This is a genomic window from Streptomyces sp. NPDC058685 (assembly GCF_042714725.1).
Classification (GTDB): domain Bacteria; phylum Actinomycetota; class Actinomycetes; order Streptomycetales; family Streptomycetaceae; genus Streptomyces.
Window position 1 is genome coordinate 1 of sequence record NZ_JBHXSL010000078.1, and the last position, 26,252, is coordinate 26,252.

Consider the following 26,252-nt stretch of genomic DNA (forward strand, 5'->3'; position numbering starts at 1 on the left):
TTTTTTAATTCTCTCGCGCCGGTTTTTCCTCCGAGTTACTGTAATCGCCAATTATCTACTCTGGGGCACCCGCCGGGCGTGGCGCCCGCCCCCCCGGGGCGGGGGGCCACCGGCCCGCAGGGCGTAGGCCCCGGGGCTCTCCCCCACAACCCCGCGGCGGAGAACACTCTGACCAGGCCATCGCCGACCCCTCACGGCATGGAGGCATGATGGGGCGTTACGTCGCAAGGCGACTGCTCCAGATGATCCCGGTATTCATCGGGACCACTCTGTTGATTTTCCTCATGGTCCACATCCTTCCCGGTGACCCCATCCGGGCGATGTGGGGAGACAAGGCAGCCGACCCCGCACAGGTCGCACAGCTGCGCCATGAATTCGGGCTCGACCAGCCCCTGTGGAAGCAGTACTTGGACTACATGGCCAATCTCTTCCAGGGCGACTTCGGCAACACCTTCGGTGGCCGTCCGGTCCTCGACGAGATGACGCGGGCTTTCCCCGTCACGCTCCGGCTGACCGCGGTCGCGCTCATCATCGAGATGATCGTGGGCCTCGGCCTCGGCGCCTGGGCAGGTCTGAAGGCCGGCAAGGCTCCCGACTCGGGCGTCCTGGTCTTCACCCTGATCGTCATCTCGATCCCGGTGTTCATCCTCGGCTACCTGGCCCGGTACCTCTTCGCCGACACTCTCGGCTGGGTGTCGCCGAACGTCCAGGACTCGATGGACGTCACCCAACTGTTCCTACCGGGCTTCGTCCTCGCCATGCTCTCCATGGCGTACGTGGCACGGCTGACCCGGACGACCTTCGCGGAGAACCTGCGCGCCGACTACATGCGCACCGCGCTCGCCAAGGGCCTGCCCCGGCGACGCATCGTCGGTGTCCACCTGCTGCGGAACTCGCTGATCCCCGTGATCACGTTCCTCGGCACGGACGTCGGCGGCTTCATCGGCGGCGCGGTCGTCACCGAGGGCATCTTCAACGTCCAGGGTGTCGGCAACCTTCTGTACCAGGCGCTCGGACAGCGCGAGGGCTCCACCATCGTCGGTGTGGTCACCGTGTTCGTCCTGGTCATCCTGGTCATCAACCTGATCGTCGACCTGCTGTACGCGGTCCTGGACCCGAGGATCCGGTATGCCTGACGTGACCAAGGCCCAGACCGTCAAGACCGACAGCGCGGTCGACGCGATCGCTCCGCCGAAGGCGGACGCGGCACCCGAGACCGGTGCGCCCAAGTCCGCCCAGAGCAAGCCCCGCGGTCTGTGGGGCGACGCCTGGTACGACCTGCGCCACCGGCCCATGTTCTGGATCTCGGCGAGCCTGCTCGTCCTGCTTCTGGTGATCGCCGCCTTCCCGGGCATGTTCACCAGTGCCGACCCGCGCGCCGGTGACCTGACGAACCACTACCTGACCAAGCCGGAGCTGGGGAAGATCTTCAGCCCCGAGTGGTTCGGTTACGACATCCAGGGCCGTTCGATCTACGCGCGTGTCGTCTACGGCACCCGCGCCTCGATCCTCGTCGGAGTCGGCGTCACCCTGGCGATCACGCTGTTCGGCGGCCTGATGGGTCTGCTGTCCGGCTACTTCGGCGGCTGGCTCGACTCGATCATCTCCCGTGTCACGGACATCTTCTTCGGCATCCCCTTCCTGCTCGGCGCGATGGTCGTTCTGAACGCCTTCACCGAGCGCAAGGTGTTCGTCGTGATCCTGGCCCTGGCCTTCCTCGGCTGGACCTCGATCTGCCGCGTGACCCGGAGCTCCGTCATCACGGCGAAGCAGGCGGACTATGTGACGGCCGCGCGCGCCCTCGGCGCGGGCACCAACCGCATGCTGTTCCGCCATGTGCTGCCCAACGCGATCGCTCCCACCATCGTCGTCGCCACCATCTCGCTCGGTGGCTTCATCTCGGCCGAGGCGACCCTGTCCTACCTGGGACTCGGTCTGGCCGACCCGACGATCTCGTGGGGCATCGACATCGCGTCGGGCAGTGAGGAGATCCGTAACAACCCGCATGTGCTGCTCTTCCCGGCCGGCATGCTGAGCCTCACGGTCTTCGCGTTCATCATGCTCGGCGACGCGGTCCGCGACGCCCTCGACCCGAAGCTGCGCTGAGGAGGGCGTACGTGACCATCATCGAAGAAACAGCAAGCGTCCCGGCGCCCCGATCCGGTGACTCGGACGGCACTCCGCTGCTGGAAGTCCGCGATCTGCACGTGGAGTTCCACACCCGCGACGGTGTCGCCAAGGCAGTCAACGGCGTCAACTACAGCGTCGACTCCGGTGAGACCCTGGCCGTGCTCGGCGAGTCCGGTTCGGGCAAGTCCGTGACCGCTCAGGCGATCATGGGCATTCTCGACATGCCGCCCGGCAAGATCCCGCAGGGCCAGATCCTGTACCGCGGGCAGGACATGCTCACCATGGGCTACGAGGAGCGGCGGAAGATCCGCGGCCGGAAGATCGCGATGATCTTCCAGGACGCGCTGTCCTCCCTCAACCCCGTGCTCTCGGTGGGCTACCAGCTGGGCGAGATGTACCGCGTCCACCAGGGCCTGTCCAAGAAGGAAGCCAAGGCCAAGGCCATCGACCTGATGGAGCGGGTGAAGATCCCCGCCGCCAAGGCGCGGGTCAACGACTACCCGCACCAGTTCTCGGGCGGTATGCGCCAGCGCATCATGATCGCGATGGCGCTCGCCCTGGAGCCGGACCTGATCATCGCCGACGAGCCCACGACCGCCCTGGACGTCACCGTCCAGGCCCAGGTCATGGATCTGCTCGCGGAGTTGCAGCGCGAGTACAACATGGGTCTGATCCTGATCACCCACGACCTCGGCGTCGTCGCCGACGTCGCGGACAAGATCGCCGTGATGTACGCGGGCCGGATCGTCGAGACCGCACCGGTGAACGAGCTGTACAAGCGGCCCGCCCACCCCTACACCCGCGGTCTGCTCGACTCGATCCCGCGCCTGGACCAGAAGGGCCAGGAGCTGTACGCGATCAAGGGGCTGCCGCCCAACCTGCTGAAGATCCCGGCCGGTTGCGCGTTCAACCCCCGCTGCCCCAAGGCGGACGACATCTGCCGCACCGAGGTTCCGGCCCTCGTGCCGGTGACCGAGCAGGACGGCAGTGAGCTGCCCGGCCGCGGAAGCGCGTGCCACTTCTGGAAGGAGACGATCCATGGCTGAGCTCAAGAAGACCGACGAGCCGGCGGACGCCGTGGACGCCACCCCGAACGTCACCGAGGTCGAGACCGTCGACGCGAGCACCGAGGCGGAGGCCGTTGCGGCCCTCGAGGCCAAGGTCGACCGCGGCGAGCCGATCCTCCAGGTCCGCAATCTGGTCAAGCACTTCCCGCTGACGCAGGGCATCCTGTTCAAGCGCCAGGTCGGTGCGGTCAAGGCCGTGGACGGGGTCTCCTTCGACCTCTACCAGGGTGAGACGCTCGGCATCGTCGGTGAGTCCGGCTGTGGCAAGTCCACGGTCGCCAAGCTGCTGATGACCCTGGAGACGGCGACCGCCGGCGAGGTGTTCTTCAAGGGCCAGGACATCACCAAGCTGTCCGGGCGCGCGCTGAAGGCGGTGCGCCGCAACATCCAGATGGTGTTCCAGGACCCGTACACCTCGCTCAACCCGCGGATGACGGTCGGCGACATCATCGGCGAGCCCTTCGACATCCACCCCGAGGTGGCCCCGAAGGGTGACCGGCGCCGCAAGGTGCAGGATCTGCTGGACGTCGTCGGTCTGAACCCGGAGTACATCCACCGGTACCCGCACCAGTTCTCGGGCGGTCAGCGCCAGCGCATCGGCATCGCCCGCGGTCTCGCGCTCAACCCCGAGATCATCATCTGCGACGAGCCGGTCTCCGCGCTCGACGTGTCGGTGCAGGCGCAGGTCATCAACCTGATGGAGAAGCTGCAGGACGAGTTCAACCTCTCCTACATCTTCATCGCGCACGACCTGTCGATCGTCCGGCACATCTCGGACCGGGTCGGCGTGATGTACCTCGGGAAGATGGCCGAGATCGGCACGGACACGCAGATCTACGACCACCCGACGCACCCCTACACGCAGGCGCTGCTGTCCGCGGTCCCCGTTCCGGACCCGGAGATCAGCAACGCCCGTGACCGGATCATTCTGACCGGTGACGTCCCGTCGCCGGCGAACCCGCCGTCGGGCTGCCGCTTCCGCACCCGTTGCTGGAAGGCCCAGGACAAGTGCGCCGAGGAGGTGCCGCTGCTGGCGATCCCCGAGCCCTTCAAGGGGTTGGACTCCCCGGTGGCGCACGAGTCGGCGTGCCACTTCGCGGAGGAGAAGGACGTCGTCCACGCAGCGTAGCGCGCACCGCGGATGAACGAAGGCGCCCGGACCGAACGGTCCGGGCGCCTTCGTCGTCCACGGGTTCCGGACACAAGGGGAACCCGGGCCACCGCATCAGCCTGGTACCACCGCGCGCGCCTCGTGCCACCGCGGGAAAACGCGTTGCGCCGCGCCGTACGCGGCCCCGACAGTGGCCCGATGGATGACCTGACCGTGCGGCCCGCGACGCTCGCGGACGCCCCCGCCGTCTGCGCCCTGCTCAACGCCGTCGACCTCGTCGAGATCGGCCGCGCGGAGACCGATCTGCACACCGTGGAGGCCGACCTGGCGCACTCGGACCTGGACCTCGTCCGCGACACCTGGCTGGTGTCCGAGGGCCGTGACCTGGTCGCGTTCGGGATGCTGTGGAGCGACTCCGGCGACGGGGACATAGGCGTCGACCACTACGCACTGCCCGGCCGGTCCGCCGCCGCGGTCGTCCTGCTGGAGCTGATCGAGGCCCGGGCCGCGCAGAAGGCGGCGGAGGACGGCGCCGACCGTGCCGTGCTGCATCTTCAGCTCAACACCGGACCGGCCCTCGACACGGCACTGCTCGTACGCCGCGGCTGGCGGACCGTGCGCCGCTACCAGGTGATGACGCGCCCGCCGGCCGTCGCGGACGACCTCACGCCCGAGCCGCCCACCGGGCTGTCGCTGCGCGACTGCCGCGCCGAGGCCGACCGCCGGATCGCGCACGCCCTGGTGGAGGAGACCTTCGCCGAACACTACGACCATCACGCCCGCGGTTACGAGCAGTGGCTCGACGACGTCCACGGCGCCCGGCTGGACTGGTCGTTGGTGTGGATCGCCTCGCTCGCCGACGAGGGCGATGTCGCGGTGCTGCTGACCCGTGACGACCGCGAGGCGATGGGCTGGATCCGCAACATCGGGGTGCTGAAGTCGGCCCGGGGCCGCGGGATCGGCGGACATCTGCTCCGTCATGCCTTCGCCGTGTACGCCGCCCGGGGCCGCGACACCATCGGCCTCGGGGTCGACACCCGGAACGAGTCGAAGGCCCTCGAACTCTACGAGGCACACGGCATGACCCTGCACTACGCCGTCGACACCTGGGAGGTCACCCGCCCGGCAGCAGCCCTGCCCGGCCGGATGCCCTGAAAGTGCGTTAGATCCTGGATGGGGTGATATTTGGGCCACAGTACGACCCAGATCTCGGGAGGCACCCCATGCGTCGAGCCACGCACGTCCCCTGGGCCGCATGCGCGATGGCCCTCGCCCTCGCGGCCACGGCCTGTGGCGGTGGCAGCGACAGTGGCGGCAGCGGCGCCGACGGGATCGTGTCCTCCTCCTGGGGCGATCCGCAGAATCCGCTCGAGCCCGCGAACACCAACGAGGTGCAGGGCGGCAAGGTCCTCGACATGCTCTTCCGCGGTCTGAAGAGGTACGACCCGAAGACCGGCGAGGCCCAGGACATGATCGCCTCGAAGATCGACACGCCCGACTCGGTGAACTTCACGGTCACCATCAAGGACGGCTGGAACTTCAGCAACGGGGAGAAGGTGACCGCCCAGTCGTTCGTCGACGCCTGGAACTACGGCGCGAACCTGAAGAACAATCAGAAGAACGCCTACTTCTTCGGCTACATCGACGGCTACGCCGCGGTCCACCCCGAGTCGGGCGCGCCCACCGCCCAGACCCTCTCCGGCCTCAAGGTCGTGAACCCCACGACCTTCACCGTGAAGCTTTCCCAGAAGTTCTCCACCTGGCCCGACACCCTCGGCTACGCCGCCTTCGCGCCGCTGCCCAAGGTCTTCTTCGACGACCACGACGCCTGGCTCTCCAAGCCGGTCGGCAACGGCCCGTACGCCGTCGACTCGTACACCAAGGGCTCGAAGCTGGCCATGCGCCGATGGGACGGGTACAAGGGGCCCGACAAGGCGCAGAACGGCGGTGTCGACCTCAATGTCTACACCGACAACAACACCGCCTACACCGACCTGACCGCCGGCAACCTCGACCTCGTCGACGACGTGCCCGCCTCCCAGCTCAAGAACGTGGAGGCGGACCTCGGCGGCCGGTACATCAACACACCCGCGGGCATCATCCAGACGCTCGCCTTCCCGTACTACGACAAGGCGTGGAACACGCCGAACGGCGCCAAGGTCCGCACCGGCCTGTCGATGGCGATCAACCGGGAACAGATCACCGACACCATCTTCCAGAAGACGCGTACGCCCGCCAAGGACTGGACCTCACCGGTGCTCGGCGCGGACGGCGGCTTCAGCGAGACCCTCTGCGGCAAGGCCTGCGAGTACAACGCGGCCGAGGCGAAGAAGCTGGTCGCCGAGGGCGGCGGCATCCCCGGCGGCCAGATGAAGCTCACGTACAACGCGGACACCGGCTCGCACAAGGACTGGGTCGACGCCGTCTGCAACAGCATCAACAACGCGCTCGGCAACGACCGGGCCTGCGTCGGCAACCCCGTCGGCACCTTCGCCGACTTCCGCAGCCAGATCTCCCAGCTGAAGATGCGCGGCCCGTTCCGCGCCGGCTGGCAGATGGACTACCCGCTCATCCAGAACTTCCTCCAGCCGCTCTACTACACCAACGCCTCGTCCAACGACGGCAAGTGGACCAACAAGGAGTTCGACAAGCTCGTCGACCAGGCCAACGCGGAGACGGACGTGGCCAAGGCAGTCGAGACGTTCCAGCAGGCCGAGGAGGTCGTGCGGGATCAGATGGCGGCCATCCCGCTCTGGTACCAGAACGGCAGCGCCGGCTACTCGGAGCGCATCTCCAATGTCTCGCTGAACCCCTTCAGCGTCCCCGTCTACAACGAGATCAAGGTCAACTGACGCCGGAGGGCGGTCGGCCCGGCGTGTCCCACGCGCCGGGGGCCACATCCCTTCCCACGACCCCTGGAGACCTTCATGGGACGTTATGTGATCCGGCGTCTGCTCCAGATGATCCCGGTCTTCTTCGGCGCGACCCTGCTGATCTTCCTCATGGTCAACGTGATGGGAGACCCCATCGCGGGGCTCTGCGGCGACCGGCAGTGCGACCCGGCGACGGCCGCCCGGCTGCGAGCGGAGTTCGGCCTCGACAAGCCCCTGTGGCAGCAATACCTCACCTACATGGGCAACGTCTTCACCGGCGACTTCGGCACCGCCTTCAACGGTCAGAAGGTCACCGAGCTGATGGCCGAGGCCTTCCCGGTGACCATCCGGCTGACCATCGTGGCGATCGTCTTCGAGATCGTCATCGGCATCACGCTCGGGGTGATCACCGGGCTGCGCCGCGGGCGGCCCGTCGACACCGGGGTCCTGTTGCTGACCCTGGTCGTGATCTCGGTCCCGACCTTCGTCACCGGTCTTCTCCTCCAGCTGCTGCTGGGCGTCGAGTGGGGCCTGATCAAGCCGGCCGTCTCGCCCGAGGCGCCGCTCGACGAACTGCTGATCCCCGGCCTCGTCCTCGCCTCCGTCTCGCTGGCGTACGTCACCCGCCTCACGCGCACCTCCATCGCCGAGAACGCCCGCTCCGACTACGTCCGCACCGCGAAGGCCAAGGGGCTGCCCCGGGGCCGGGTGATCAGCCGTCATCTGCTGCGCAACTCGCTGATCCCGGTGGTCACCTTCATCGGCACCGACATCGGCGCCCTGATGGGCGGGGCGATCGTCACCGAGCGCATCTTCAACATCCACGGCGTCGGCTACCAGCTGTACCAGGGCATCCTCCGCCAGAACACCCAGACCGTCGTCGGCTTCGTGACCGTCCTGGTGCTGGTCTTCCTGGTGGCGAATCTCATCGTCGACCTGCTCTACGCCGTACTCGACCCGAGGATCCGCTATGCCTGAGCCGCAGTACGACGACGGGGGAGCGATCGCGTCGACGGGCGCGGGAGGCGCCACCGACCTGGCCATGAGCGAGGCCGAGACGCTGGAGAAGACACCGGGCGGCCCGCAGGGCACCGGGCCGTCCGGCAAACCGCGCAGCCTCTGGTCGGACGCCTGGCGCGACCTGCGCCGCAACCCCGTCTTCATCATCTCCGCGCTGGTCATCCTGTTCCTGGTCGTCATCTCCATCTGGCCGTCGCTGATCGCCTCGGGCAACCCGCTCCAGTGCGACCTCGCCAAGGCGCAGGAGGGCTCCCAGCCCGGCCATCCCTTCGGCTTCAACGGCCAGGGCTGCGACGTCTACACACGGACCGTCTACGGCGCCCGTGCGTCGGTCACCGTGGGCGTCTGCGCCACGCTCGGCGTCGCCCTGATCGGCTCCGTCCTCGGCGGGCTCGCCGGCTTCTTCGGCGGGGCGTCGGACGCGGTCCTGTCCCGCGTCACCGACATCTTCTTCGGCATCCCGGTCGTCCTCGGCGGACTCGTCCTGCTGTCCGTCGTCACCAGCACCACCGTGTGGCCGGTCGTCGGCTTCATGGTGCTGCTCGGCTGGCCGCAGCTCTCCCGCATCGCCCGCGGTTCGGTCATCACCGCCCGGCAGAACGACTACGTCCAGGCGGCGCGGGCGCTCGGGGCGTCCAACGCGCGGATGCTGCTGCGGCACATCGCCCCCAACGCCGTCGCCCCCGTCATCGTGGTCGCCACCATCGCGCTGGGCACCTACATCTCCCTGGAGGCGACCCTCTCGTTCCTCGGCGTGGGCCTGAAACCGCCGACCGTCTCCTGGGGCATCGACATCTCGTCCGCCTCGCCGTACATCCGCAACGCCCCGCACATGCTGCTCTGGCCGGCGGGCGCGCTGGCGATCACGGTGCTGGCGTTCATCATGCTCGGCGACGCGGTGCGCGACGCCCTCGACCCCAAGCTGCGCTGAGGAGCCGTCATGACTGTCGAGACCCGGGCCGACGCGCCGCTGCTCGAAGTGCGCGACCTGCACGTGGAGTTCCACACCCGCGACGGTGTGGCCAAGGCCGTCAACGGCGTCGCCTACACGGTCGCCGAGGGCGAGACGCTCGCCGTGCTCGGCGAGTCCGGCTCGGGGAAGTCCGTCACCGCACAGGCCGTGATGGGCATCCTGGACATCCCGCCGGGAAGGATCACCGGCGGCGAGATCCTCTTCCGCGGGCAGGACCTGCTGACGCTCAAGGAGGACGAGCGGAGGAAGATCCGCGGGGCCGGGATGGCCATGATCTTCCAGGACGCGCTCTCCTCGCTGAACCCGGTGCTCAGCGTCGGCGACCAGCTCGGCGAGATGTTCGTCGTGCACCGGGGGATGAAGCGCAAGGAGGCCCGGGCGAAGGCCGTCGAGCTGATGGAGCGGGTCGGCATCCCGGGGGCGAAGGAGCGGGTGGGCCAGTACCCGCACCAGTTCTCCGGCGGTATGCGCCAGCGCATCATGATCGCCATGGCCCTGGCGCTCGAACCGGCCCTGATCATCGCCGACGAACCCACGACCGCGCTCGATGTCACCGTCCAGGCCCAGGTGATGGACCTGCTGGCCACGCTGCAGAGCGAGCTCGCCATGGGACTCGTCCTGATCACCCACGACCTCGGGGTGGTGGCCGACGTCGCGGACAGGATCGCGGTGATGTACGCGGGCCGGATCGTCGAGACGGCTCCCGTCCACGACATCTACAAGGCGCCCGCCCACCCGTACACCAAGGGCCTGTTGGAGTCGATCCCGCGCCTGGACCAGAAGGGCCGGGAGCTGTACGCGATCAAGGGCCTGCCGCCGAACCTGATGGACATCCCGCCCGGCTGCGCCTTCAACCCCCGCTGTCCGATGGCGCGGGACATCTGCCGAACGGACGAACCGCCGCTGTACCAGGTGTCGCCGGAGCGCAGAAGCGCCTGCCACTTCTGGGAGGAGACTCTCCATGGCTGAGCCGATCCTGGAGGTGCGCGACCTCGTCAAGCACTACCCGCTCACGCGGGGCGTGCTGTTCAAGAAGCAGGTGGGCGCGGTCAAGGCGGTCGACGGCGTCGATCTCGACCTGACGGCGGGCGAGACGCTCGGCATCGTGGGGGAGTCCGGGTGCGGGAAGTCCACCCTCGCCAGGATGCTGGTCCATCTGGAACGGCCGACCGCCGGCGTGATCCGTTACCGCGGCGAGGACATCACCAAGCTGTCCGGGCGCGCGCTGAAGGCGGTGCGCCGCAACATCCAGATGGTGTTCCAGGACCCGTACACCTCGCTCAACCCGCGGATGACGGTCGGCGACATCATCGGCGAGCCGTACGAGATCCACCCGGAGGTCGCCCCCAAGGGCGACCGGCGCCGCAAGGTGCAGGACCTGCTGGACGTCGTCGGTCTCAACCCCGAGTACATCAACCGCTATCCCCATCAGTTCTCCGGCGGCCAGCGGCAGCGCATCGGCATCGCGCGAGGACTCGCCCTCCAGCCGGAGATCATCGTCGCCGACGAACCGGTCTCCGCGCTCGACGTGTCCGTGCAGGCGCAGGTCATCAATCTGCTGGCCACGCTGCAGAGCGAGTTCAGCCTCAGCTATGTGTTCATCGCCCATGACCTCTCGATCGTCCGGCACATCTCGGACCGGGTCGGCGTGATGTACCTGGGGCGGGTGGTGGAGATCGGCAGGGACGAGGAGATCTACGACCACCCCACCCACCCGTACACCCAGGCGCTGCTGTCGGCGGTCCCGGTGCCGGACCCGGAGGCGCGTGAGCACCGGGAGCGGATCATCCTCGGCGGTGACGTGCCCTCCCCGGCGAACATCCCGTCGGGCTGCCGCTTCCGCACGCGGTGCTGGAAGGCGCAGGAGCGCTGCGCGCTGGAGGTCCCGCTGCTGGAGGTGCCGGCGGAGTTCCGCTCGGCACAGGGTCCGGCGAGGCATCCGTCAGCGTGTCATTTCGCCGAGGAGAAGCACGTGGTGCCGTCCTGAATCGCGCCTCGGCAGGAGCCGGAACCGGGCGACATAGCCGGATGAATACCCATCAACTTCTTTAACACGCAGGCAACTCGACTGTCGCATCACCGATATACGAACGGGCCAGGCTCGACAGCGTACGGCCGTGCGGGTGCCGTAGGCCGGCCGGGGTTCGCCATGTGGCCCCGGCCGGTCGCAAGGGCTGCGCGTGGCGCCCTTGTTCACCTCTGCGTGCACATGCAGGATCGAATGCGTGACGCTTACGCGGGGGGCCAGGATCACCGGAGCGGTGCTGTGCGCCGCGCTCGCGGTGATCGTGGGCGGATGGATCGTCCGCGACCTCGGTGCGCTCGACGACCCCCTCGGACTCTGGCGGTTCTGGACGGGCGGGGGGCGGCGCGGCGCCGGTTCCGCACGGCTCGCCACCAGCCTCGAAACCCTGCTCCTGCTGGCCGTGTACGTGTGTGTCGGCGCGGCCGCGCTGCGTCCGAACGCCGGCGCCGCGGCCCCGGCCGTCGCCGGGATCGTCACGATCGCACTGTGGATCCCGGGTCTGTGGGTCCTCAGCTCCTCCTGGATGGACCTGCGCGCCACGGACGATCTGCGGACGCGGGCCCTGTACTGCGTCTTCGCCGCGACGGGACTCGGCGTCGGGCTCCTGATCGTGGCGGCGGCGGGCCGGCAGGCGCCCACGCGGCCGCTGCGGCCGCAGCGGGGTTCGGGGCTGCTGGCCGCCGTGCTGCTCGGCGCGTCCGCGGTGGTGCTCGCGGGCTGGGAGATCCACGCGGCGGCCGGGTCCGGCGGCAGGGCCTACCTCGACCGCTTCACCGGCAGTAGATCTGTCATGCTCCCGCCACTCGGGACGCCTCCCGGCTGGCTGGCGGCGGTGATCGTCCTCCTGGCCGTGGTGGCGGGCAGCGCCGCGCTGAGCCAGGCGGCCTTCGCCCGGCCGCTCGGGCTGGTGTCCGCCCTCCTGATCCTGGGCGAAGGCGCCCGCGGCGTCGACGCCGCCGTGCGCAACGACCTCGTTCCCCGGCTGGGGGAGTTATCGGGCCTCGACCAACTGCTGGTGCTGTCCTGGCTGTTCGAGGCCGCGGCGGGAGTGCTCCTGCTGGTGGTGCTCGTCCGCCGGGAGCCCGCGGTGCGGCCGGTCTACGGCTGGGCGCCCGGCCCGCCACCGCCGTCGAGACCTCCGCCGGGCTGGTGAAGAGCTCCCGGGGCGCGCCGTCGCTACCGCGTTCCCAGCGACCTCTTCAGGAAGTCCACCTGGAGCAGCAGCAGGTTCTCCGCGATCTGCTCCTGCGGGGTCATGTGCGTCACCCCGGTCAGCGGCAGCACTTCATGGGGCCTGCCCGCCGCCAGCAGGGCCGATGACAGACGCAGCGTGTGTGCCACCACCACATTGTCGTCCACCAGCCCGTGGATGATCATCAGCGGCCTCGCCGGGTTCTCCAGTGCCGTCAAACCGTCCTTCGTCACCAGTGAGTTCGCCGCGTAGACCTCCGGCCGCTCGGCCGGATCGCCGAGGTACCGCTCCGTGTAGTGGGTGTCGTACAGCTGCATGTCACTCACCGGGGCCCCCGCCACCGCCGCGTGGAAGACATCCGGCCGCCGCAGCACGGCGAGCGCCGCCAGGTAACCGCCGTACGACCAGCCCCGGATGCCCACCCGCTCCAGGTCGAGCGGGAAGGACGAGGCGAGTCCGTGCAGGGCCTCGATCTGATCGTCCAGCGTCAGCGGGAAGTTGTCCTTGATCGCCTTCTCCCAGCCGGGGGAGCGGCCCGGAGAGCCCCGCCCGTCCGCGACGATCACCGCGAAGCCCTGGTCCGCGAACCACTGCGAGGTGAGATAGGGGTTGTGCGCCGCGAACACCCGCTGTCCGTGTGGCCCTCCGTACGGATCGAGCAGCACCGGAAGCGGTCCGTCCGACTCCCGGTACCCCGTCGGCAGCAGCACGGCGCACGGAATCCTCCGTACGCCCGCCTCGCACAGCCGCGGGTGCGCGGTGAGCACCGGCTGCTCGGCGTACGAGGCGACCGTGGCGACCGGCTTGCCCTCCCGCAGCACCTGGACCGTGGTCCCGGGCGCGTCCGGACGGGACGAGGCGAGCACCGTCACCGGGCCCGAGCGCACGGCCGAGTGCACCCCCGCGCCCTCCGAGATCCGCTCCATGCCCAGTTCGTTGACCCGGTAGACATGGATCTCGCCGATCTCCGGGTCCGCGGCCTCCTCGCCGGCCACCGCGGACACCAGGACATCGTTCTCGCCGATGTCGAGGACGGCCCGCAACTGGAGCCCGGCCCCGGTCAGGGTCCGGTCGCCGACCGCCAGCACCCGCGCGCCGCCCTCGTCCGCGATCCGTACGAGCCGCCCGTCCGGCGCCCAGGCGGGGACCCCGGGGAAGAGGTCCAGCCACACCGGGTCCTCGTCCACGTGCACCGTGCGGGTGGTGCCGCTCTCCGTGTCCACCGCGAGATGTACTTGTGTGCGCTGGTCGCGCGACTGGACGAGCAACAGCGGTGCGCCCGCGTCCGACCAGTGGACCCGTGCCAGATAGGGGTAGCGCGCGCGGTCCCACGTCACCTCCGTGCGCTCCCCCTGCAGCGGGACGAGGAACAGCCGGACTTCGGCGTTGGGCGTCCCGGCCGCGGGATAGGCCACCTGTGCCGGCTCCCGGTCCGGATGCGCCGGATCGGAGATCCACCAGCGCCGCACATCGCGCTCGTCCACCCGCGCGACGAGCAGCCGGTCCGACTCCGGTGACCACCAGAAACCGCGCAGCCGGTCCATCTCCTCGGCTGCGATGAACTCCGCGAGGCCGTAACTGACGTCCTCGTCCTCCGGCTCGGCGAGCGCCCGGTCGTCCTCGCCCTCGGCACCGGTCACCCGCAACGCGCCCTGGGCCGCGTAGGCGATCCAGCGGCCGTCAGGAGAGGGGCGCGGGTCGATCACCGGTCCCGGTACGGGCAGTTCACGCGCCGTCCCGGCTCTCAACTCGGCCGTGTGGAGCCGGCCGGAGAGCGAGAAGGCCGCCAACTCGACCGCCCGGTCCACCGCGTAGGCGACGATCCCCGCCGACCCCTCGCGGCTGCGCTCGCGCCGTGCGCGTTCCTCGGAAGACAGCTTCTCGTCCGCCCCGCCGAGCAGCGCGGCCGCATCGGCGGCCACCCGTTCCTGCGGCCGTCCGGCCTCCGAATCGAGATCCAGCACCCACAGCCGGCCGGCGCGGTCGGTGCCGGACGAAGACCTGATGAACACCACGCGGGATCCGTCGGGAGACACCGTGAAGGCGCGCGGTGCGCCGAGCGTGAAGCGCTGGGTCCTGGCGTACTGGCGCGGAAAGGAGAGCTGTTGCCTCGTGGTCATGCGACCGAACCTAGCGTTCGTGCGCCCCCGCGTGCTGCCGTGCACCGATCGATGCGTTGGTACGGATAGTTATGATCCGTAGCGCGAGGTGGGTATGACCCCCCTGGCACATGCAACCTGCCCGTCCCGACCGAATATCTGTGGAGGTGAACCGCCGTGGCACTCTCGATTTCGGCGGTGGTGCTGCTGGCGATCGTCGTCTTCCTACTGGTCCGGAAGTCCGGGCTGAAGGGTGGGCATGCGGCGGTCTGCGTGTTGCTCGGGTTCTATCTCGCAAGCTCGTCCATCGCCCCCACCATCAACGAACTGACCACGAACGTGGCGGGGATGATCGGCGGTATCAAGTTCTAGAGATCACCTCCCAGTGATCACGTGCCGGTGATCACGTGCCGGCGATCACGTTCCGGGGCCCGATCCGCGCGACGGGCCCCCGGTCGTGTCCACAGGACCCCGGGGCCGCACCCGGCCTCGTAGTCTGTCCCGTATGAAGGATCTTCCCGCCCGTCGTCTCCTCCTGGTGCACGCGCACCCGGACGACGAGTCGATCAACAACGGCGCGACGATGGCCCTGTACGCGGCCGCCGGCGCCCAGGTCACCCTGGTGACCTGCACCCTCGGGGAAGAGGGCGAGGTCATTCCGGCCGACCTCGCCCACCTCGGACCCGACCGCGAGGACCGTCTCGGCACCCACCGCATCGGCGAGCTGGCCGCGGCGATGAAGGAGCTCGGCGTGTCCGACCACCGCTTCCTCGGCGGCCCCGGCCGCTTCCGGGACTCCGGGATGATGGGCGTCCCGCAGAACCGCCGCGAGGGCGCCTTCTGGAACACCCCCGTCGACGAGGCGGCTCCGTACCTCGTCGACGTCATCCGTTCGGTGCGGCCTCAGGTCCTGGTGACCTATGACCCGAACGGGGGTTATGGGCACCCCGATCACATCCAGACCCATCGCGTCGCCATGCGCGCCGCCGAACTCGCCGGCGAGCGGGCCTTCCGGCGCGACCTCGGCGACGCGCACACCGTCTCCAAGATCTACTGGAACCGAGTGCCGCGGTCCGTCGCGGAGGAGGGCTTCGCCCGCCTCCGCGCCGCGAGCGGAACGGACTTCCCCGGCATCGCCGAGATCGACGACATTCCGGGCGTGGTCGACGACTCCGAGATCACCACGGAGATCGACGGCACGGCCCACGCGGAACGGAAAGCGGCGGCCATGCGCGCCCATGCCACCCAAATCGCCGTGGACGGCCCCTTCTTCGCACTCTCCAACGATCTGGGACAACCGATCTTCGCCACCGAGTACTACCAGTTGGCGCAGGGCACGTCGGGCGCGCCGGCCGGCGCGCGCGAGCGCGACCTCTTCGCGGGAGTGAGCACATGAGCCAGGACCACACGCCGGGCCTCTGGCTCGCCGGGCCGGTGAAGCCCGGACGCATCGCCGCGTACCTCGGTCTCGCCGTCCTCGGCGCCGTCGTCGGCGCGGCCGGCTCGCTGGTCCAAGGGGCCTGGTTCCCGGGCGGGTTGCTGCTGTCGCTGGCCGGCTCGGCGGGCCTGTTCTACGGCGCGCTGCGGGTCACGGGCACCCAGCTCGGCGCGGTCGCGCCGGCCGCCGGCTGGCTGGTCGCCATCGTGCTGCTGAGCATCGGACGGCCGGAGGGCGACGGCATGTTCTCCGCGGGGATCGGGCCGCTCGTCTACATGCTCGGCGGGCTGGCGGCGGCTGTGATGTGTGCCACCATGTCGCGACCTGTGCAACCGGGCGGCACCACCGGCCGACTTGGCAGATAAAGGACGCTCGGCACCCCCGGCCAGCAGCCGGTTCTGCGGACCCCTAGGGTGGGTCGCCGCGGAGGGTGGCAGGCCGCAGGACCGAGCGTGCGCGCACGGTCTGCGGAATGATGCTTTCCACAGTCACGGGGCGTGTGTCCGCGGCGGCCAGTATGGTGGTGCGCGCCGCCGAGCCGCCCACAGCAGTAGCTATCCAGTAAGAAACGGGCGGCGGAGCCAACCGGGAGAACCTGCTTTGAGTCGTGAAACTGACAGTTCGTCCGCCGGCCCCCAGGGGCGCGGTGGAGCCGCGTATCCCTCCGGGACACCGCCGTACGGATCGCGCCAGTATCCGTCGCTGCATCCCCAGCAGGACGCTCCGGCCGACCCGTCGGCCGACCGGACCGCCGAGGCGCAGCCGGACGAGCCCAGGACCGAGACCACGCTGACGACCCGCATCCGGATCAACATCCCGGGCTCGCGGCCGATTCCGCCGGTCGTGATGCGTACGCCGATGAGCGACGTCGACGCTTCCACGCGTGCCTCCGCGACGGCCGCGGCGGCCGAGAAGGAGAGCGAGCGCACGGGCAACACCCCGCGGCCCGAGGCGGCTCAGGCTCCCGCTCCCGCGGCGGAGCCGCAGGCCGAGGAGAAGACGAGCGACTGGTTCGCTCCGCGCAAGGCCGCGGTCCCCGCTCCGTCGCCGCCCGCCTCGGGTGGTACACCCGGCGCCGGCACGGCGGGCCCCGGGCCCTCCGGCGGCGGCACCAACGGCAGCGGCATCCCGTACTTCTCCGACTCCCCGCAGTCCGGTCAGCCGCGCAGCGCGCTCAGCGATCTGGCGGCGAACACCGACAGCCCGCCGTCCACCGGCTCCAACGGCTTCGCTCCCGGCGGCGGCACGACCCCGCCCGGGGCACGCCAGCCCGCCGGACCGACCGGTGGTCCGGTCAAGGGCAGCATGCCGGTCCGCCCGCGGCCCGGCGGCAACCAGGGCGCTCGCGGTCCCGGCGGTCCCGGTGCGCCGGGCGGTCCCGGCGCCGGTGTTCCTCACGGTCCCGGTGTTCCCGGCCCGGGTGTCGGTGGTCCCGGCGGACCCGGTGGTCCCCGGATGTCCGACGACACTGCCGTGCTCACCCCGCAGAACCCTGTCGGCGATCCGCTCGCCAACCCGGCGCCCGGTCCCGGCGGCCATGTCTCCGGCGACACCCTCACCAGCGGCATCCCGGTCGTTCCCGGTGACCACCGCTCGCCCTTCCCGCCCCTGGGCGCGGGCGGCGTGGGCCCCGGACCGAATCCGCTCGCGCCCCCGATCCCCGGACCGCACGAGACCGCGGAGTTCTCCGCACCCGAGTTCCCCGCGGGCCCGGGCGGCGGTCCCGCGGGTCCCGTCGTACCCACCCCCGGAGCGGACGCGGCGCCCCGTCCCGCCCAGCCCCGGCCCGCCGCGGCCAAGCCCGCCAAGAAGGGCCGGTCGAAGCTGGTGCTCGCGGGCGCCGGTGTGGTCGGCCTGCTCGGCGTCGCGTACGGCGCCGGACTGCTGATGAACCACTCCGAGGTACCCAAGAGCACCACGGTCCTCGGCGTCGACATCGGCGGCGGCTCCACGGAGCAGGGCGTCAACAAGCTGCAGGCCGCCCTCGGCAAGCGTGCGGCGTCACCGCTCCAGCTCTCGGTCGGCGGCAAGAAGGAGCAGCTCGCGCCGGACAAGGCCGGGCTCTCCCTCGACAGCCAGGCCACGGTGCGCAACGCGGCCGGCAGCGACTACAACCCGGTGTCGGTGATCGGTTCCCTCCTCGGCGGCGAGCGGGTCGCCGAGCCGGTGATCCTCGTCGACGAGGAGAAGCTGAGCGTCGCGCTCACGGACCTGGCCGGCGTGTCCGGCTCGGCGACCGAGGGCACGATCAGGTTCGAGCCGGACAAGGTCGTTCCGGTACCGGGGAAGGCGGGCCAGGCTCTGGACGTCGGCCGTTCCATGATCTCGGTCAAGGACGCGTACCGCGCCCAGGTCGAGACGGGCCGGCCGAACCTCGTGGAACTGCCCGTCGCCGCCCGCCAGCCGACCATCACCCAGGCCGAGATCGACCGGGCGATGAAGGACTTCGCTGAGCCCGCGATGTCCGGTCTGATCACCATCAAGGCAGGCGGCAAGCAGATCCAGTTCGGCCCCGCGCGGTCGCTGCCGAAGATCCTGTCGATGAAGGCGATCGACGGGAAACTCGTGGAGGTCTACGACAAGAAGGCGATCGACGAGCTGCTCGACGGCGTCTTCGACGGCGTTCTGATCACCAAGGGCGACGGCAAGAAGCACCAGCTCAACGCCGACGACGTGGCCCAGGCGATGGGGACCGCGCTGCGGGGCTCCACCCCGGCCGAGCGGACCACCGAGATCGCACTCGACCCGAGCTGACGACGGCCCGCGGCGTCATCGACCGGAGCCCCCGACCCACCGGGACGGGGGCTCCGTCGACGTCCGCGCCGGGCGGCCGCCTCCGTGCCCGCATGCGACGGCCGGCAGGAAGGAACGCCGAACGGGCAGCCCCGCACCCGCGCGTGGGTGCACCCCGGGCGTCGTCACCGGCTGCCGGTCGGGGATCGAACCTCAGTTCAGCCGCGCCCGCGCCGCCCGGGCCCGCCCCCGGATCGCCTCCGCCGTCGCGGGCTCGACCCTCGCGACCACGTCCGCGTACGCGTCCAGCTCCGCCGCCCCGGTCATGAACTCGCCCCGCTGCACGAGCAGCTGGGCCCGTTCGTAGCGCAGCCGTGCGGGGTGCGAGGGCAGCAGCAGCGAGAGTTCGACGGCCCACAGGGCGACCGAGGACTGTTCCGGGCGGGCCGCGGCCCAGGCGCGGATGTTGTTGAGGATGCGCAGCACCACATCGAGCGGGCTCGCCGGAGTCAGCATGGAGGCGTCCAGGGCTGCGCCCGTCGCCCCCGCGACCAGCAGCTCGGCGTCGGGCCCGGTCAGCAGCCGTCCGCCGGCGAACGGGTCGGCCAGGACCTGCTCTCCCGGCTCACCGAAGCCCACGACGAAGTGGCCGGGCAGCGCGACCCCGTACACCGGCGCGCCCGCACGCCGTGCCACCTCGATCCACACCACCGACAGCAGGATCGGCAGACCGCGGCGGCGCCGGAGCACCTCGTGCAGCAGGGAGGACTCCAGCCGCTCGTAGTCGCCGGGGGACCCGCGGAAGTCGCAGCGCCCGCCGAGCAGGTCGGCCAGCGCGGCCGCCCAGGCGCGGGGGCTCTTCGCGCCGTAGGGAAGCAGGCCCGCGAGACGGTCCAGTTCGATCTGGGCCGCGTCCAGACCCGCCTCGTCCAGGCCGGGATCCGCCTCGGTGCCGATCAGCAGACACAGCAGGGCGAGATCGGGCCGCTCCGAGCGGGCCTCGTCGGTGAACCGCCGCCGCCAGGGATCGTCGTGCATACGCCAGTCGTACCCGTCTACGCCGAACGGAAGTGGTGATAGCGGTACAGGGTCGTGAATCCCATGCCCTCGTACAGCGCTCCCGCCCCCGTGTTGTCCTCCTCCACCTGGAGCCACGCGGCCGAGGCGCCCTCCTCCAGCGCACGCCGTGCGAGGGAGGTCATCACCGCCGTCGCGAGTCCCTGGCGCCGGTAGGCGGGATCCACCTCCACCGCCATGAAGCCCGCCCAGCGTCCGTCGACCACACACCGTCCGATCGCCGCCGGCACCGTGCCCTCGCTGCCCACGGAGGCGAACCACACGGACGGGCCGCTTCCCAGGACCTTCAGCACATGACCGCCGGGCACACCGGTTCGCTGGTAGCGCTGGAGCCAGGACTCGTCGAAGGAACGCGCCAGCTCGACGCGTTCGACGTCCGCGTCGAGGTCGGCGATCGGCGCCAGCGCGCCGATCCGCAGATCCGCCGACACCTCGCGCGCCCAGCCGCGCGCCGCCAGCTGGGCGCCCAGCTGCTCCTGCGTCCCGGCCGCACCGGTCGCGGTCTGGATGTACGCGGGCAGTCCCCGCTCCTCGTACCAGGCACGCACCCGGTCCAGCGCGTCGTCGAGGGGCATACCGGGATCGCCGAGCGGCAGCACCGAGTTCGCGCGCCGGGTGAAGCCGGAGGAGGCTCGCAGCTCCCAGTCGCCGAGCCGTTCCCGTTCCACCGGCTGCCAGGCTCGCGCCGTCACCCGGGCGAGCTCGTCGAAGTCCGCCGCCGGACCGCGGCGGCGGGCCGGAGCCGCGGGCACCACCTTGCCTGCGACCAGCGACGATTCCGGGATACGGACATTCTCGCCGGTCCGCCGTGTGATCAGCAGCACACCCGCGTCCCATGATGTGAGAACACCAACCGTGTCGGTGAACTTCTCGCCCTCCGGGGTTGCCTCCGCAAGGCGCCGGACAGACACTCGTTTGCCCACGTCAGCGGGTGTAATACGGACTTCGAGGCGTCCGCCGCCGGTGATTTCCACAGCTCTGCCAGCCCCTCCTGTTCGGATCGTGCCCAGGAACGGAGATACTAGGGGCGGGCATCGACGACGCCGCGCTCCCGCGCAATGCCAGCCCTACCGAGGAGGAACGACAGCGTGACCTACGTCATCGCGCAGCCTTGTGTCGACGTCAAGGACAAGGCGTGCATCGAGGAGTGCCCCGTCGACTGCATCTACGAGGGTTCCCGGTCCTTGTACATCCACCCCGACGAATGCGTCGACTGCGGTGCTTGTGAGCCGGTCTGCCCCGTCGAGGCGATCTTCTACGAGGACGACACTCCGGAAGAGTGGAAGGACTACTACAAGGCGAACGTCGAGTTCTTCGACGAGCTCGGTTCGCCCGGTGGTGCCTCCAAGCTCGGCCTGATCGAGCGTGACCACCCCTTCATCGCCGCCCTGCCGCCGCAGAACCAGTAGCAGCCGGCTCGGCAGCTGTCGCCGTCCCCGGTCCCGTACGGTCGTCGTCCGTACGGGACCGAGGCGTTTGTCCCCACCCGGCCGCCGGCCCCTCGAACGAGAAAGAGAAGCCCTCGTGTCCGCAGTCTCTTCGCGCCTTCCGACCTTCCCCTGGGACAAGCTCGAGCCGTACAAGACGACGGCCGCGGCCCACCCGGACGGCATCGTGGACCTCTCGGTCGGCACCCCGGTCGACTCCGTGCCGGAACTGATCCGGAAGGCCCTCGTGGAGGCCGCCGACTCGCCGGGCTACCCCACGGTCTGGGGCACGCCCGAGCTGCGGGACGCGCTCACCGGCTGGGTGGAGCGCCGGCTCGGCGCGGTCGACGTCGCGCACACCAACGTCCTGCCGGTCGTCGGCTCCAAGGAGCTCGTGGCCTGGCTGCCGACGCAGCTCGGGCTCGGCGCCGGCGACAAGGTCGCGTACCCCCGGCTGGCCTACCCGACCTACGAGGTCGGCGCGCGGCTGTGCGGCGCGACCCCCGTCGAGTACGACGACCCCACCGAGCTCGACCCGCGGGGACTGCGGCTCCTCTGGCTCAACTCGCCGTCGAATCCGACCGGGCGGGTCCTCGCCAAGGACGAGCTGGTCCGCATCGTCGCGTGGGCGCGTGCGCACGGCATCCTGGTGTTCAGCGACGAGTGCTACCTGGAGCTGGGCTGGGAGGCCGAGCCGGTCTCGGTGCTGCACCCGGACGTCTGCGGCGGGACCTACGAGGGTGTCGTCGCGGTGCACTCGCTCTCCAAGCGGTCGAACCTGGCGGGATACCGCGCCGCGTTCATCGCCGGTGACGACGCGGTGCTCGGTGAGCTGCTCCAGATCCGCAAGCACGGCGGGATGATGACGCCGGCGCCGGTGCAGGCCGCGACGATCGCCGCCCTCGGCGACGACACGCACGTCTCGGAGCAGCGCGCCCGCTACGCCGCCCGGCGCACCGCGCTGCGGGCGGCGCTGGAGGCCCACGGCTTCCGCATCGAACACAGCGAGGCCAGCCTCTACCTGTGGGCGACGCGCGACGAGGCGTGCTGGGACACGGTCGCGCACCTGGCGGACCTCGGCATTCTGGTCGCGCCCGGCGACTTCTACGGGCCGGCCGGCGAGCGGTTCGTGCGCGTGGCGCTCACGGCCACGGACGAGCGCGTGGCGGCCGCGGTCAAGCGTCTGGGCGTCTGACTCCGGCACGGCGCACGGAGGGGCCCCGGGAGTTCGTCTCCCGGGGCCCCTCCGTCGTTCGGACTGTGTCGCGCCGCGGTGATCAGCCGAGCGGCAGGTCCTTCACCGGCAGCTGGTCGGTGGGCAGGCCGCCACCGGCGAGCGCGTCGGTCGGCAGACCACCGCCGCCCAGGGACTCGGTGGCCCCGCCGGCGGTCTCGCCGAGGACGTCGCCCGCGCTGCCCGCGGCGTCACCGGCGGCCTTCTGGGCGACCGGGGTCGCCGCCTTGCCGGTCTTGCCGACGGTCTTGCCCGCGGCCGGGACGGCCTTCTTCACGGCCGAGCCGCCGGTCTGGCCGGCCGCCTCGGTGGACTTCTGGGTGGCACCGTCGAGGGTGCCGGTGACGCCCTCGGCGTCGAGAGCGGTCAGGCTGCCGACCGGAGCCTGCGGAAGGTCCACGGCGCTTGCGGAGCCGGCCGCACCGACCACGGGAGCTGCACCCGCCGCGATGAGCAGCGCGGCACGGGCGATCCGACGGGTCAGGGGGAGGGACATGATGCTCCTTGAGACGAGAAGGACGGTGTCGTTGGTGCCTGTCCGGCGCCGCTTCCGGCCCTCGGACGCAGTGACAACCGTTCGGAGGGAGGGAGAAGTTGCGGTACGCCAAGGTAAAGAGTTGGTAATGCGTCGCATTATCGGTCCCGGATAAAGACGGGCAAACATTCCATTGTGCAAGGGGGCGCTGAACCGTCACTTCGCTGTGCCCGCAAGGGATTTCCCGCGAGGGTGATGATGCGTGCAAACGCCCGGGTCACACCCTGGTGTGACCAGCCGGGCGTTCCCCTTCCGGGGGAGCGCTCGTATCAGCGTGCGATGCGCATTCGAACTTCACCGGGGCCGGAATCCGCGCCGGATTCCTGGCGCGAACTCCCCGCCGCACCGGCGGCGGACGCCGAGACGGAGTGCCAGCCCTTGCCCGGCTCCTTCGCGCTCCACACCTTGCCGCCGTACGACACTTCCTCGATCCGCAGACCGTCGGCCCGCGCCACCGCCCAGTGCGCCAGCTCCCAGCCCTGCCGGGACGGCCCGCCGCCGTCCGCGGCGACCGTGGACGCCACCGGCACGGACACCTCGCCCGAGCCCGGAGCCCCCGCCCCGGCGGGGGACTTCGGTGTGACGCCGGGACCGAAGGCGCGCACCAGTTCGGCCCGCACCTTCGCCGGGTCGCCGGCCCCCGTCGACTTCCCCGGCTCGCACGTCAGCGCGCCGCTCGTACGCCCGGTCAGCGCGGCGGCCAGCAGCGTGGCGTCGGGCTCGTGCTTGGCGTAGGCCTGCGGGAAACCGCTGCGCTGCACGCGCTGCGCGGCGACGGTCAGTGGGAGGCGCGAGTAGCCGGGGACCTCGGCGAGGTGCGCGTAGAACTTCCCCGACGCGTACACCGGGTCGAGGATCTGGGCCGTGGTGCCCCATCCCTTGGACGGACGCTGCTGGAACAGGCCGAGCGAGTCACGGTCGCCGTGCTCGATGTTGCGCAGCCCCGACTCCTGAAGGGCGGTCGCGAGCGCGATGGTGACCGCGCGCTCCGGCATACCGCGGGTGGTGCCCACGGCGGAGATGGTCGCGGCGTTCGCGGCCTGCTCGGTGGTGAGTTCATAGCTCGGGCCGTCCTCGCCCGATGCGGCTCGTACGGTGCAACGAGGGGTGCCGCCGCCCGACACGTACTGCACGGCGACGTATCCGGCCAGTGCCAGCAGCACGGCGAACGCGGCCGCGAAACGCAGGAGGCGGCCGCGCCGGAGGGGGGAGGCGGTCTCGGGCACGTGCCCACCGTACTGGAGCCCGCGCTAGGGTCGGAGGCATGCCTGAAACCGTGCTTGACCTCACTCTTGATGCCCCGGCGCTGACCGCCGCGCTGGTCGATTTCCGCTCCGTCAGCGGCGAGGAGAAGCCCCTCGCGGACGCCATCGAGCAGGCATTGCGCGCCTTCCCGCACCTCACGGTCGACCGGCACGGCAACAACGTGGTGGCGCGCACGCATCTCGGTCACACGGAGCGGGTCATCCTCGCCGGTCACATCGACACGGTCCCGATCGCCGACAACGTGCCCTCACGGCTCGACGACGACGGCATCCTCTGGGGCTGCGGCACCAGCGACATGAAGTCGGGCGTGGCGCTCCAGCTGCGGATGGCCGCGACCGTCCCCGAGCCCAACCGCGATCTCACCTTCGTCTTCTACGACAACGAGGAGGTCGCCGCCCACCTCAACGGTCTGGGACATGTGGCCGAGGCCCACCCCGAGTGGCTGCAGGGCGACTTCGCCATCCTGCTGGAGCCGTCGTACGGTGAGGTCGAGGGCGGCTGCCAGGGCACCCTCCGGGTCCACCTCCGTACGACGGGCGAGCGGGCCCACTCCGCGCGCAGCTGGATGGGGTCCAACGCCATCCACGCGGCGGCGCCGATCCTGGCCCGCCTCGCCGCGTACGAGCCGCGCCGGCCGGTGATCGACGGCCTGGAGTACCACGAGGGCCTCAACGCGGTCGGGATCGAGGGCGGCGTCGCCACCAACGTCATCCCGGACGCGTGCACGGTCGTCGTCAACTACCGGTACGCGCCGGACCGCGGCGAGGAGGAGGCCGAGGCCCACGTCCGCGAGGTCTTCGCCGACTGCGGTGTCGCGGAGTTCGTGGTGGACGACCACACCGGCGGTGCGCTGCCCGGACTCTCCCACCCGGCCGCCGCGGCGTTCATGGAGGCGGTCGGCGGGAGCGCGCGCCCGAAGTTCGGATGGACGGACGTGTCCCGTTTCAGCGCGCTCGGGGTCCCCGCGGTCAATTACGGACCGGGCGACCCGCTCTACGCGCACAAGCGGGACGAGCACGTCGAGGTGGACAAGATCGTGCACTGCGAGCAGCGGCTGCGTGACTGGCTCACCTCCTGACCGCCGGGATTTCACATTTCGTAACGTTCTCCGACCTACCCTGACCCAAAGCAACGATGTTCGGCGGAGGGAGCAGGTCATGGGCAACCCCGAGGGTTTGCAGGCGCTGGAGGAGCAGCGACTGGGGCCGGTGCTGCGCCGCAGGGACCAGGTGCAGCCCGGCACCACCGACCAGCGGCTGCTGGACACCGAGGGCGACTCCCAGTGGGTGCACACCGATCCCTGGCGGGTCATGCGCATCCAGTCGGAGTTCGTGGAGGGCTTCGGCGCGCTCGCCGAACTGCCCAGCGCGATCAGCGTCTTCGGCTCCGCCCGCACGGCGCCCGGCACGCCCGAGTACGAGGCGGGCATCCGGATCGGGAAGGCGCTGGTCGAGGCCGGTTTCGCGGTGATCACGGGCGGCGGCCCGGGGGCGATGGAGGCGGCGAACCGCGGTGCGCGGGAGGCCAAGGGCATCTCGGTGGGCCTCGGTATCGAGCTCCCCTACGAGCAGGGCCTCAACCCGCACGTCGACATCGGCGTGAACTTCCGCTACTTCTTCGTCCGCAAGACGATGTTCGTGAAGTACGCCTCGGGCTTCGTGGTCCTGCCGGGTGGTCTGGGCACGCTGGACGAACTGTTCGAGGCGCTGACCCTCGTCCAGACCGGCAAGGTGACCCGCTTCCCGATCGTGCTCTTCGGCACGGAGTACTGGAGCGGCCTGGTGGACTGGCTCCGCCACACGGTCGTGGCGCAGGGGAAGGCGTCGGAGAAGGACCTGGTGCTGTTCCACGTGACGGACGACGTGGAGGAGGCCGTCTCCCTGGTGACGAAGGAGACGGGGCTCTAGTGCCGCTCCCGGCGAGCTGTGCCCGGTCGCGGCATTAGTCACGCTCCCGCAGAGCCCCGGTCGCCGGACGGCCCCGCCGGCCCCCCGGGCGCCAGCGGGCCCGGCCCCAACGCCACCCCCCCGCCGGCCCCCCCCCGGGCCCCG

General features: G+C 70.4%; 24 protein-coding genes. 19 read left to right on the forward strand and 5 right to left on the reverse strand.

Annotated elements, in window-relative coordinates; all coding sequences use genetic code 11:
* Window positions 1–209: 209 nt before the first annotated feature.
* The 11 genes from ACFWU3_RS34220 (at window position 210) to ACFWU3_RS34270 (ending at window position 12,353) form a co-directional block, all read left to right on the forward strand.
* Window positions 210–1,136 (forward strand): ABC transporter permease, encoded by a 927-nt coding sequence (locus ACFWU3_RS34220; RefSeq protein ID WP_384445187.1) that lies wholly within the window; start codon window positions 210–212, stop codon window positions 1,134–1,136.
* Entirely contained in the window at window positions 1,129–2,106 is a 978-nt protein-coding gene (locus tag ACFWU3_RS34225) for an ABC transporter permease (protein WP_384445188.1), read from the forward strand. Before ACFWU3_RS34220 ends, ACFWU3_RS34225 begins: the two co-directional genes overlap by 8 nt.
* Window positions 2,107–2,117: 11 nt before the next feature.
* The gene (locus ACFWU3_RS34230; RefSeq protein ID WP_384445190.1) at window positions 2,118–3,176 is read left to right on the forward strand and encodes an ABC transporter ATP-binding protein; all 1,059 of its coding nucleotides are present in this window, start codon (window positions 2,118–2,120) and stop codon (window positions 3,174–3,176) included.
* A complete protein-coding gene (locus ACFWU3_RS34235; protein WP_384445192.1) occupies window positions 3,169–4,326 on the forward strand; it encodes an ABC transporter ATP-binding protein in 1,158 nt (385 codons plus the stop codon). Before ACFWU3_RS34230 ends, ACFWU3_RS34235 begins: the two co-directional genes overlap by 8 nt.
* A 180-nt stretch (window positions 4,327–4,506) precedes the next feature.
* On the forward strand, window positions 4,507–5,463 hold the full coding sequence (locus tag ACFWU3_RS34240) for a GNAT family N-acetyltransferase (RefSeq protein ID WP_384445194.1): 957 nt from the start codon (window positions 4,507–4,509) through the stop codon (window positions 5,461–5,463).
* A gap of 68 nt (window positions 5,464–5,531) precedes the next feature.
* Window positions 5,532–7,160 (forward strand): ABC transporter substrate-binding protein, encoded by a 1,629-nt coding sequence (locus ACFWU3_RS34245; RefSeq protein ID WP_384445196.1) that lies wholly within the window; start codon window positions 5,532–5,534, stop codon window positions 7,158–7,160.
* Between the two features lie 75 nt (window positions 7,161–7,235).
* On the forward strand, window positions 7,236–8,159 hold the full coding sequence (locus ACFWU3_RS34250; protein ID WP_384445198.1) for an ABC transporter permease: 924 nt from the start codon (window positions 7,236–7,238) through the stop codon (window positions 8,157–8,159).
* Window positions 8,152–9,132, forward strand: coding sequence for an ABC transporter permease (locus ACFWU3_RS34255; RefSeq protein ID WP_384445200.1), 981 nt, complete (start codon window positions 8,152–8,154; stop codon window positions 9,130–9,132). The genes ACFWU3_RS34250 and ACFWU3_RS34255 overlap by 8 nt, the downstream gene beginning before the upstream one ends.
* A 9-nt stretch (window positions 9,133–9,141) precedes the next feature.
* A complete protein-coding gene (locus ACFWU3_RS34260; protein WP_384445202.1) occupies window positions 9,142–10,143 on the forward strand; it encodes an ABC transporter ATP-binding protein in 1,002 nt (333 codons plus the stop codon).
* Complete coding sequence (locus ACFWU3_RS34265; protein ID WP_384445204.1) at window positions 10,136–11,161, forward strand: ABC transporter ATP-binding protein; 1,026 nt, start codon at window positions 10,136–10,138, stop codon at window positions 11,159–11,161. The genes ACFWU3_RS34260 and ACFWU3_RS34265 overlap by 8 nt, the downstream gene beginning before the upstream one ends.
* 238 nt (window positions 11,162–11,399) lie before the next feature.
* On the forward strand, window positions 11,400–12,353 hold the full coding sequence (locus tag ACFWU3_RS34270; protein ID WP_384445206.1) for a hypothetical protein: 954 nt from the start codon (window positions 11,400–11,402) through the stop codon (window positions 12,351–12,353).
* Window positions 12,354–12,376: 23 nt separating this feature from the next.
* Here the strand turns inward: ACFWU3_RS34270 and ACFWU3_RS34275 are convergent, their stop codons facing one another.
* Window positions 12,377–14,512: a prolyl oligopeptidase family serine peptidase gene (locus tag ACFWU3_RS34275; protein WP_384445207.1), complete on the reverse strand. Its 2,136-nt coding sequence runs from the start codon at window positions 14,510–14,512 to the stop codon at window positions 12,377–12,379.
* A 156-nt stretch (window positions 14,513–14,668) separates the two neighbouring features.
* On the opposite strand from ACFWU3_RS34275, the gene ACFWU3_RS34280 reads away from it, so the two are divergent.
* The 4 genes from ACFWU3_RS34280 to ACFWU3_RS34295 all read left to right on the forward strand — a co-directional run bounded on the left by ACFWU3_RS34280 (window position 14,669) and on the right by ACFWU3_RS34295 (window position 18,683).
* Window positions 14,669–14,863, forward strand: coding sequence for a hypothetical protein (locus ACFWU3_RS34280; RefSeq protein WP_142213873.1), 195 nt, complete (start codon window positions 14,669–14,671; stop codon window positions 14,861–14,863).
* A 133-nt stretch (window positions 14,864–14,996) separates the two neighbouring features.
* Window positions 14,997–15,887, forward strand: coding sequence for an N-acetyl-1-D-myo-inositol-2-amino-2-deoxy-alpha-D-glucopyranoside deacetylase (gene mshB, locus ACFWU3_RS34285; protein ID WP_384445209.1), 891 nt, complete (start codon window positions 14,997–14,999; stop codon window positions 15,885–15,887).
* Entirely contained in the window at window positions 15,884–16,294 is a 411-nt protein-coding gene (locus tag ACFWU3_RS34290; RefSeq protein WP_384445211.1) for a DUF6113 family protein, read from the forward strand. Before mshB ends, ACFWU3_RS34290 begins: the two co-directional genes overlap by 4 nt.
* Window positions 16,295–16,529: 235 nt before the next feature.
* Window positions 16,530–18,683 (forward strand): hypothetical protein, encoded by a 2,154-nt coding sequence (locus tag ACFWU3_RS34295; RefSeq protein WP_384445213.1) that lies wholly within the window; start codon window positions 16,530–16,532, stop codon window positions 18,681–18,683.
* Between the two features lie 192 nt (window positions 18,684–18,875).
* Here ACFWU3_RS34295 and ACFWU3_RS34300 read toward each other — a convergent pair whose 3' ends face one another.
* A complete protein-coding gene (locus tag ACFWU3_RS34300) occupies window positions 18,876–19,700 on the reverse strand; it encodes a tetratricopeptide repeat protein (RefSeq protein ID WP_384445215.1) in 825 nt (274 codons plus the stop codon).
* Window positions 19,701–19,717: 17 nt separating this feature from the next.
* A complete protein-coding gene (locus tag ACFWU3_RS34305; protein WP_384445216.1) occupies window positions 19,718–20,713 on the reverse strand; it encodes a GNAT family N-acetyltransferase in 996 nt (331 codons plus the stop codon).
* A 114-nt stretch (window positions 20,714–20,827) separates the two neighbouring features.
* On the opposite strand from ACFWU3_RS34305, the gene fdxA reads away from it, so the two are divergent.
* Together fdxA and ACFWU3_RS34315 are read left to right on the forward strand one after the other, a co-directional pair.
* Entirely contained in the window at window positions 20,828–21,148 is a 321-nt protein-coding gene (gene fdxA / locus ACFWU3_RS34310) for a ferredoxin (RefSeq protein ID WP_018089397.1), read from the forward strand.
* A gap of 115 nt (window positions 21,149–21,263) precedes the next feature.
* Window positions 21,264–22,361: a bifunctional succinyldiaminopimelate transaminase/glutamate-prephenate aminotransferase gene (locus tag ACFWU3_RS34315; RefSeq protein ID WP_384445218.1), complete on the forward strand. Its 1,098-nt coding sequence runs from the start codon at window positions 21,264–21,266 to the stop codon at window positions 22,359–22,361.
* Between the two features lie 82 nt (window positions 22,362–22,443).
* Here ACFWU3_RS34315 and ACFWU3_RS34320 read toward each other — a convergent pair whose 3' ends face one another.
* Both ACFWU3_RS34320 and ACFWU3_RS34325 read right to left on the reverse strand, forming a co-directional pair.
* Window positions 22,444–22,896 (reverse strand): ATP-binding protein, encoded by a 453-nt coding sequence (locus ACFWU3_RS34320; RefSeq protein WP_384445220.1) that lies wholly within the window; start codon window positions 22,894–22,896, stop codon window positions 22,444–22,446.
* A gap of 308 nt (window positions 22,897–23,204) precedes the next feature.
* Entirely contained in the window at window positions 23,205–24,161 is a 957-nt protein-coding gene (locus ACFWU3_RS34325; protein ID WP_384445222.1) for a hypothetical protein, read from the reverse strand.
* Between the two features lie 38 nt (window positions 24,162–24,199).
* On the opposite strand from ACFWU3_RS34325, the gene dapE reads away from it, so the two are divergent.
* A complete protein-coding gene (dapE, locus tag ACFWU3_RS34330; RefSeq protein ID WP_384445224.1) occupies window positions 24,200–25,279 on the forward strand; it encodes a succinyl-diaminopimelate desuccinylase in 1,080 nt (359 codons plus the stop codon).
* Window positions 25,280–25,358: 79 nt separating this feature from the next.
* Complete coding sequence (locus tag ACFWU3_RS34335; protein WP_384445226.1) at window positions 25,359–26,108, forward strand: TIGR00730 family Rossman fold protein; 750 nt, start codon at window positions 25,359–25,361, stop codon at window positions 26,106–26,108.
* Window positions 26,109–26,252: the final 144 nt, after the last annotated feature.

Bases quoted from the DNA above. Each gene is read 5' to 3' on its own strand.
- ACFWU3_RS34220 (WP_384445187.1), top strand. From the start codon at position 210: ATGGGGCGTTACGTCGCAAGGCGACTGCTCCAGATGATCCCGGTATTC.
- ACFWU3_RS34225 (WP_384445188.1), top strand. From the start codon at position 1,129: ATGCCTGACGTGACCAAGGCCCAGACCGTCAAGACCGACAGCGCGGTC.
- ACFWU3_RS34235 (WP_384445192.1), top strand. From the start codon at position 3,169: ATGGCTGAGCTCAAGAAGACCGACGAGCCGGCGGACGCCGTGGACGCC.
- ACFWU3_RS34240 (WP_384445194.1), top strand. From the start codon at position 4,507: ATGGATGACCTGACCGTGCGGCCCGCGACGCTCGCGGACGCCCCCGCC.
- ACFWU3_RS34245 (WP_384445196.1), top strand. From the start codon at position 5,532: ATGCGTCGAGCCACGCACGTCCCCTGGGCCGCATGCGCGATGGCCCTC.
- ACFWU3_RS34250 (WP_384445198.1), top strand. From the start codon at position 7,236: ATGGGACGTTATGTGATCCGGCGTCTGCTCCAGATGATCCCGGTCTTC.
- ACFWU3_RS34255 (WP_384445200.1), top strand. From the start codon at position 8,152: ATGCCTGAGCCGCAGTACGACGACGGGGGAGCGATCGCGTCGACGGGC.
- ACFWU3_RS34260 (WP_384445202.1), top strand. From the start codon at position 9,142: ATGACTGTCGAGACCCGGGCCGACGCGCCGCTGCTCGAAGTGCGCGAC.
- ACFWU3_RS34265 (WP_384445204.1), top strand. From the start codon at position 10,136: ATGGCTGAGCCGATCCTGGAGGTGCGCGACCTCGTCAAGCACTACCCG.
- ACFWU3_RS34275 (WP_384445207.1), bottom strand. From the start codon at position 14,512: ATGACCACGAGGCAACAGCTCTCCTTTCCGCGCCAGTACGCCAGGACC.
- mshB (WP_384445209.1), top strand. From the start codon at position 14,997: ATGAAGGATCTTCCCGCCCGTCGTCTCCTCCTGGTGCACGCGCACCCG.
- ACFWU3_RS34290 (WP_384445211.1), top strand. From the start codon at position 15,884: ATGAGCCAGGACCACACGCCGGGCCTCTGGCTCGCCGGGCCGGTGAAG.
- ACFWU3_RS34300 (WP_384445215.1), bottom strand. From the start codon at position 19,700: ATGCACGACGATCCCTGGCGGCGGCGGTTCACCGACGAGGCCCGCTCG.
- ACFWU3_RS34320 (WP_384445220.1), bottom strand. From the start codon at position 22,896: ATGTCCCTCCCCCTGACCCGTCGGATCGCCCGTGCCGCGCTGCTCATC.
- dapE (WP_384445224.1), top strand. From the start codon at position 24,200: ATGCCTGAAACCGTGCTTGACCTCACTCTTGATGCCCCGGCGCTGACC.
- ACFWU3_RS34335 (WP_384445226.1), top strand. From the start codon at position 25,359: ATGGGCAACCCCGAGGGTTTGCAGGCGCTGGAGGAGCAGCGACTGGGG.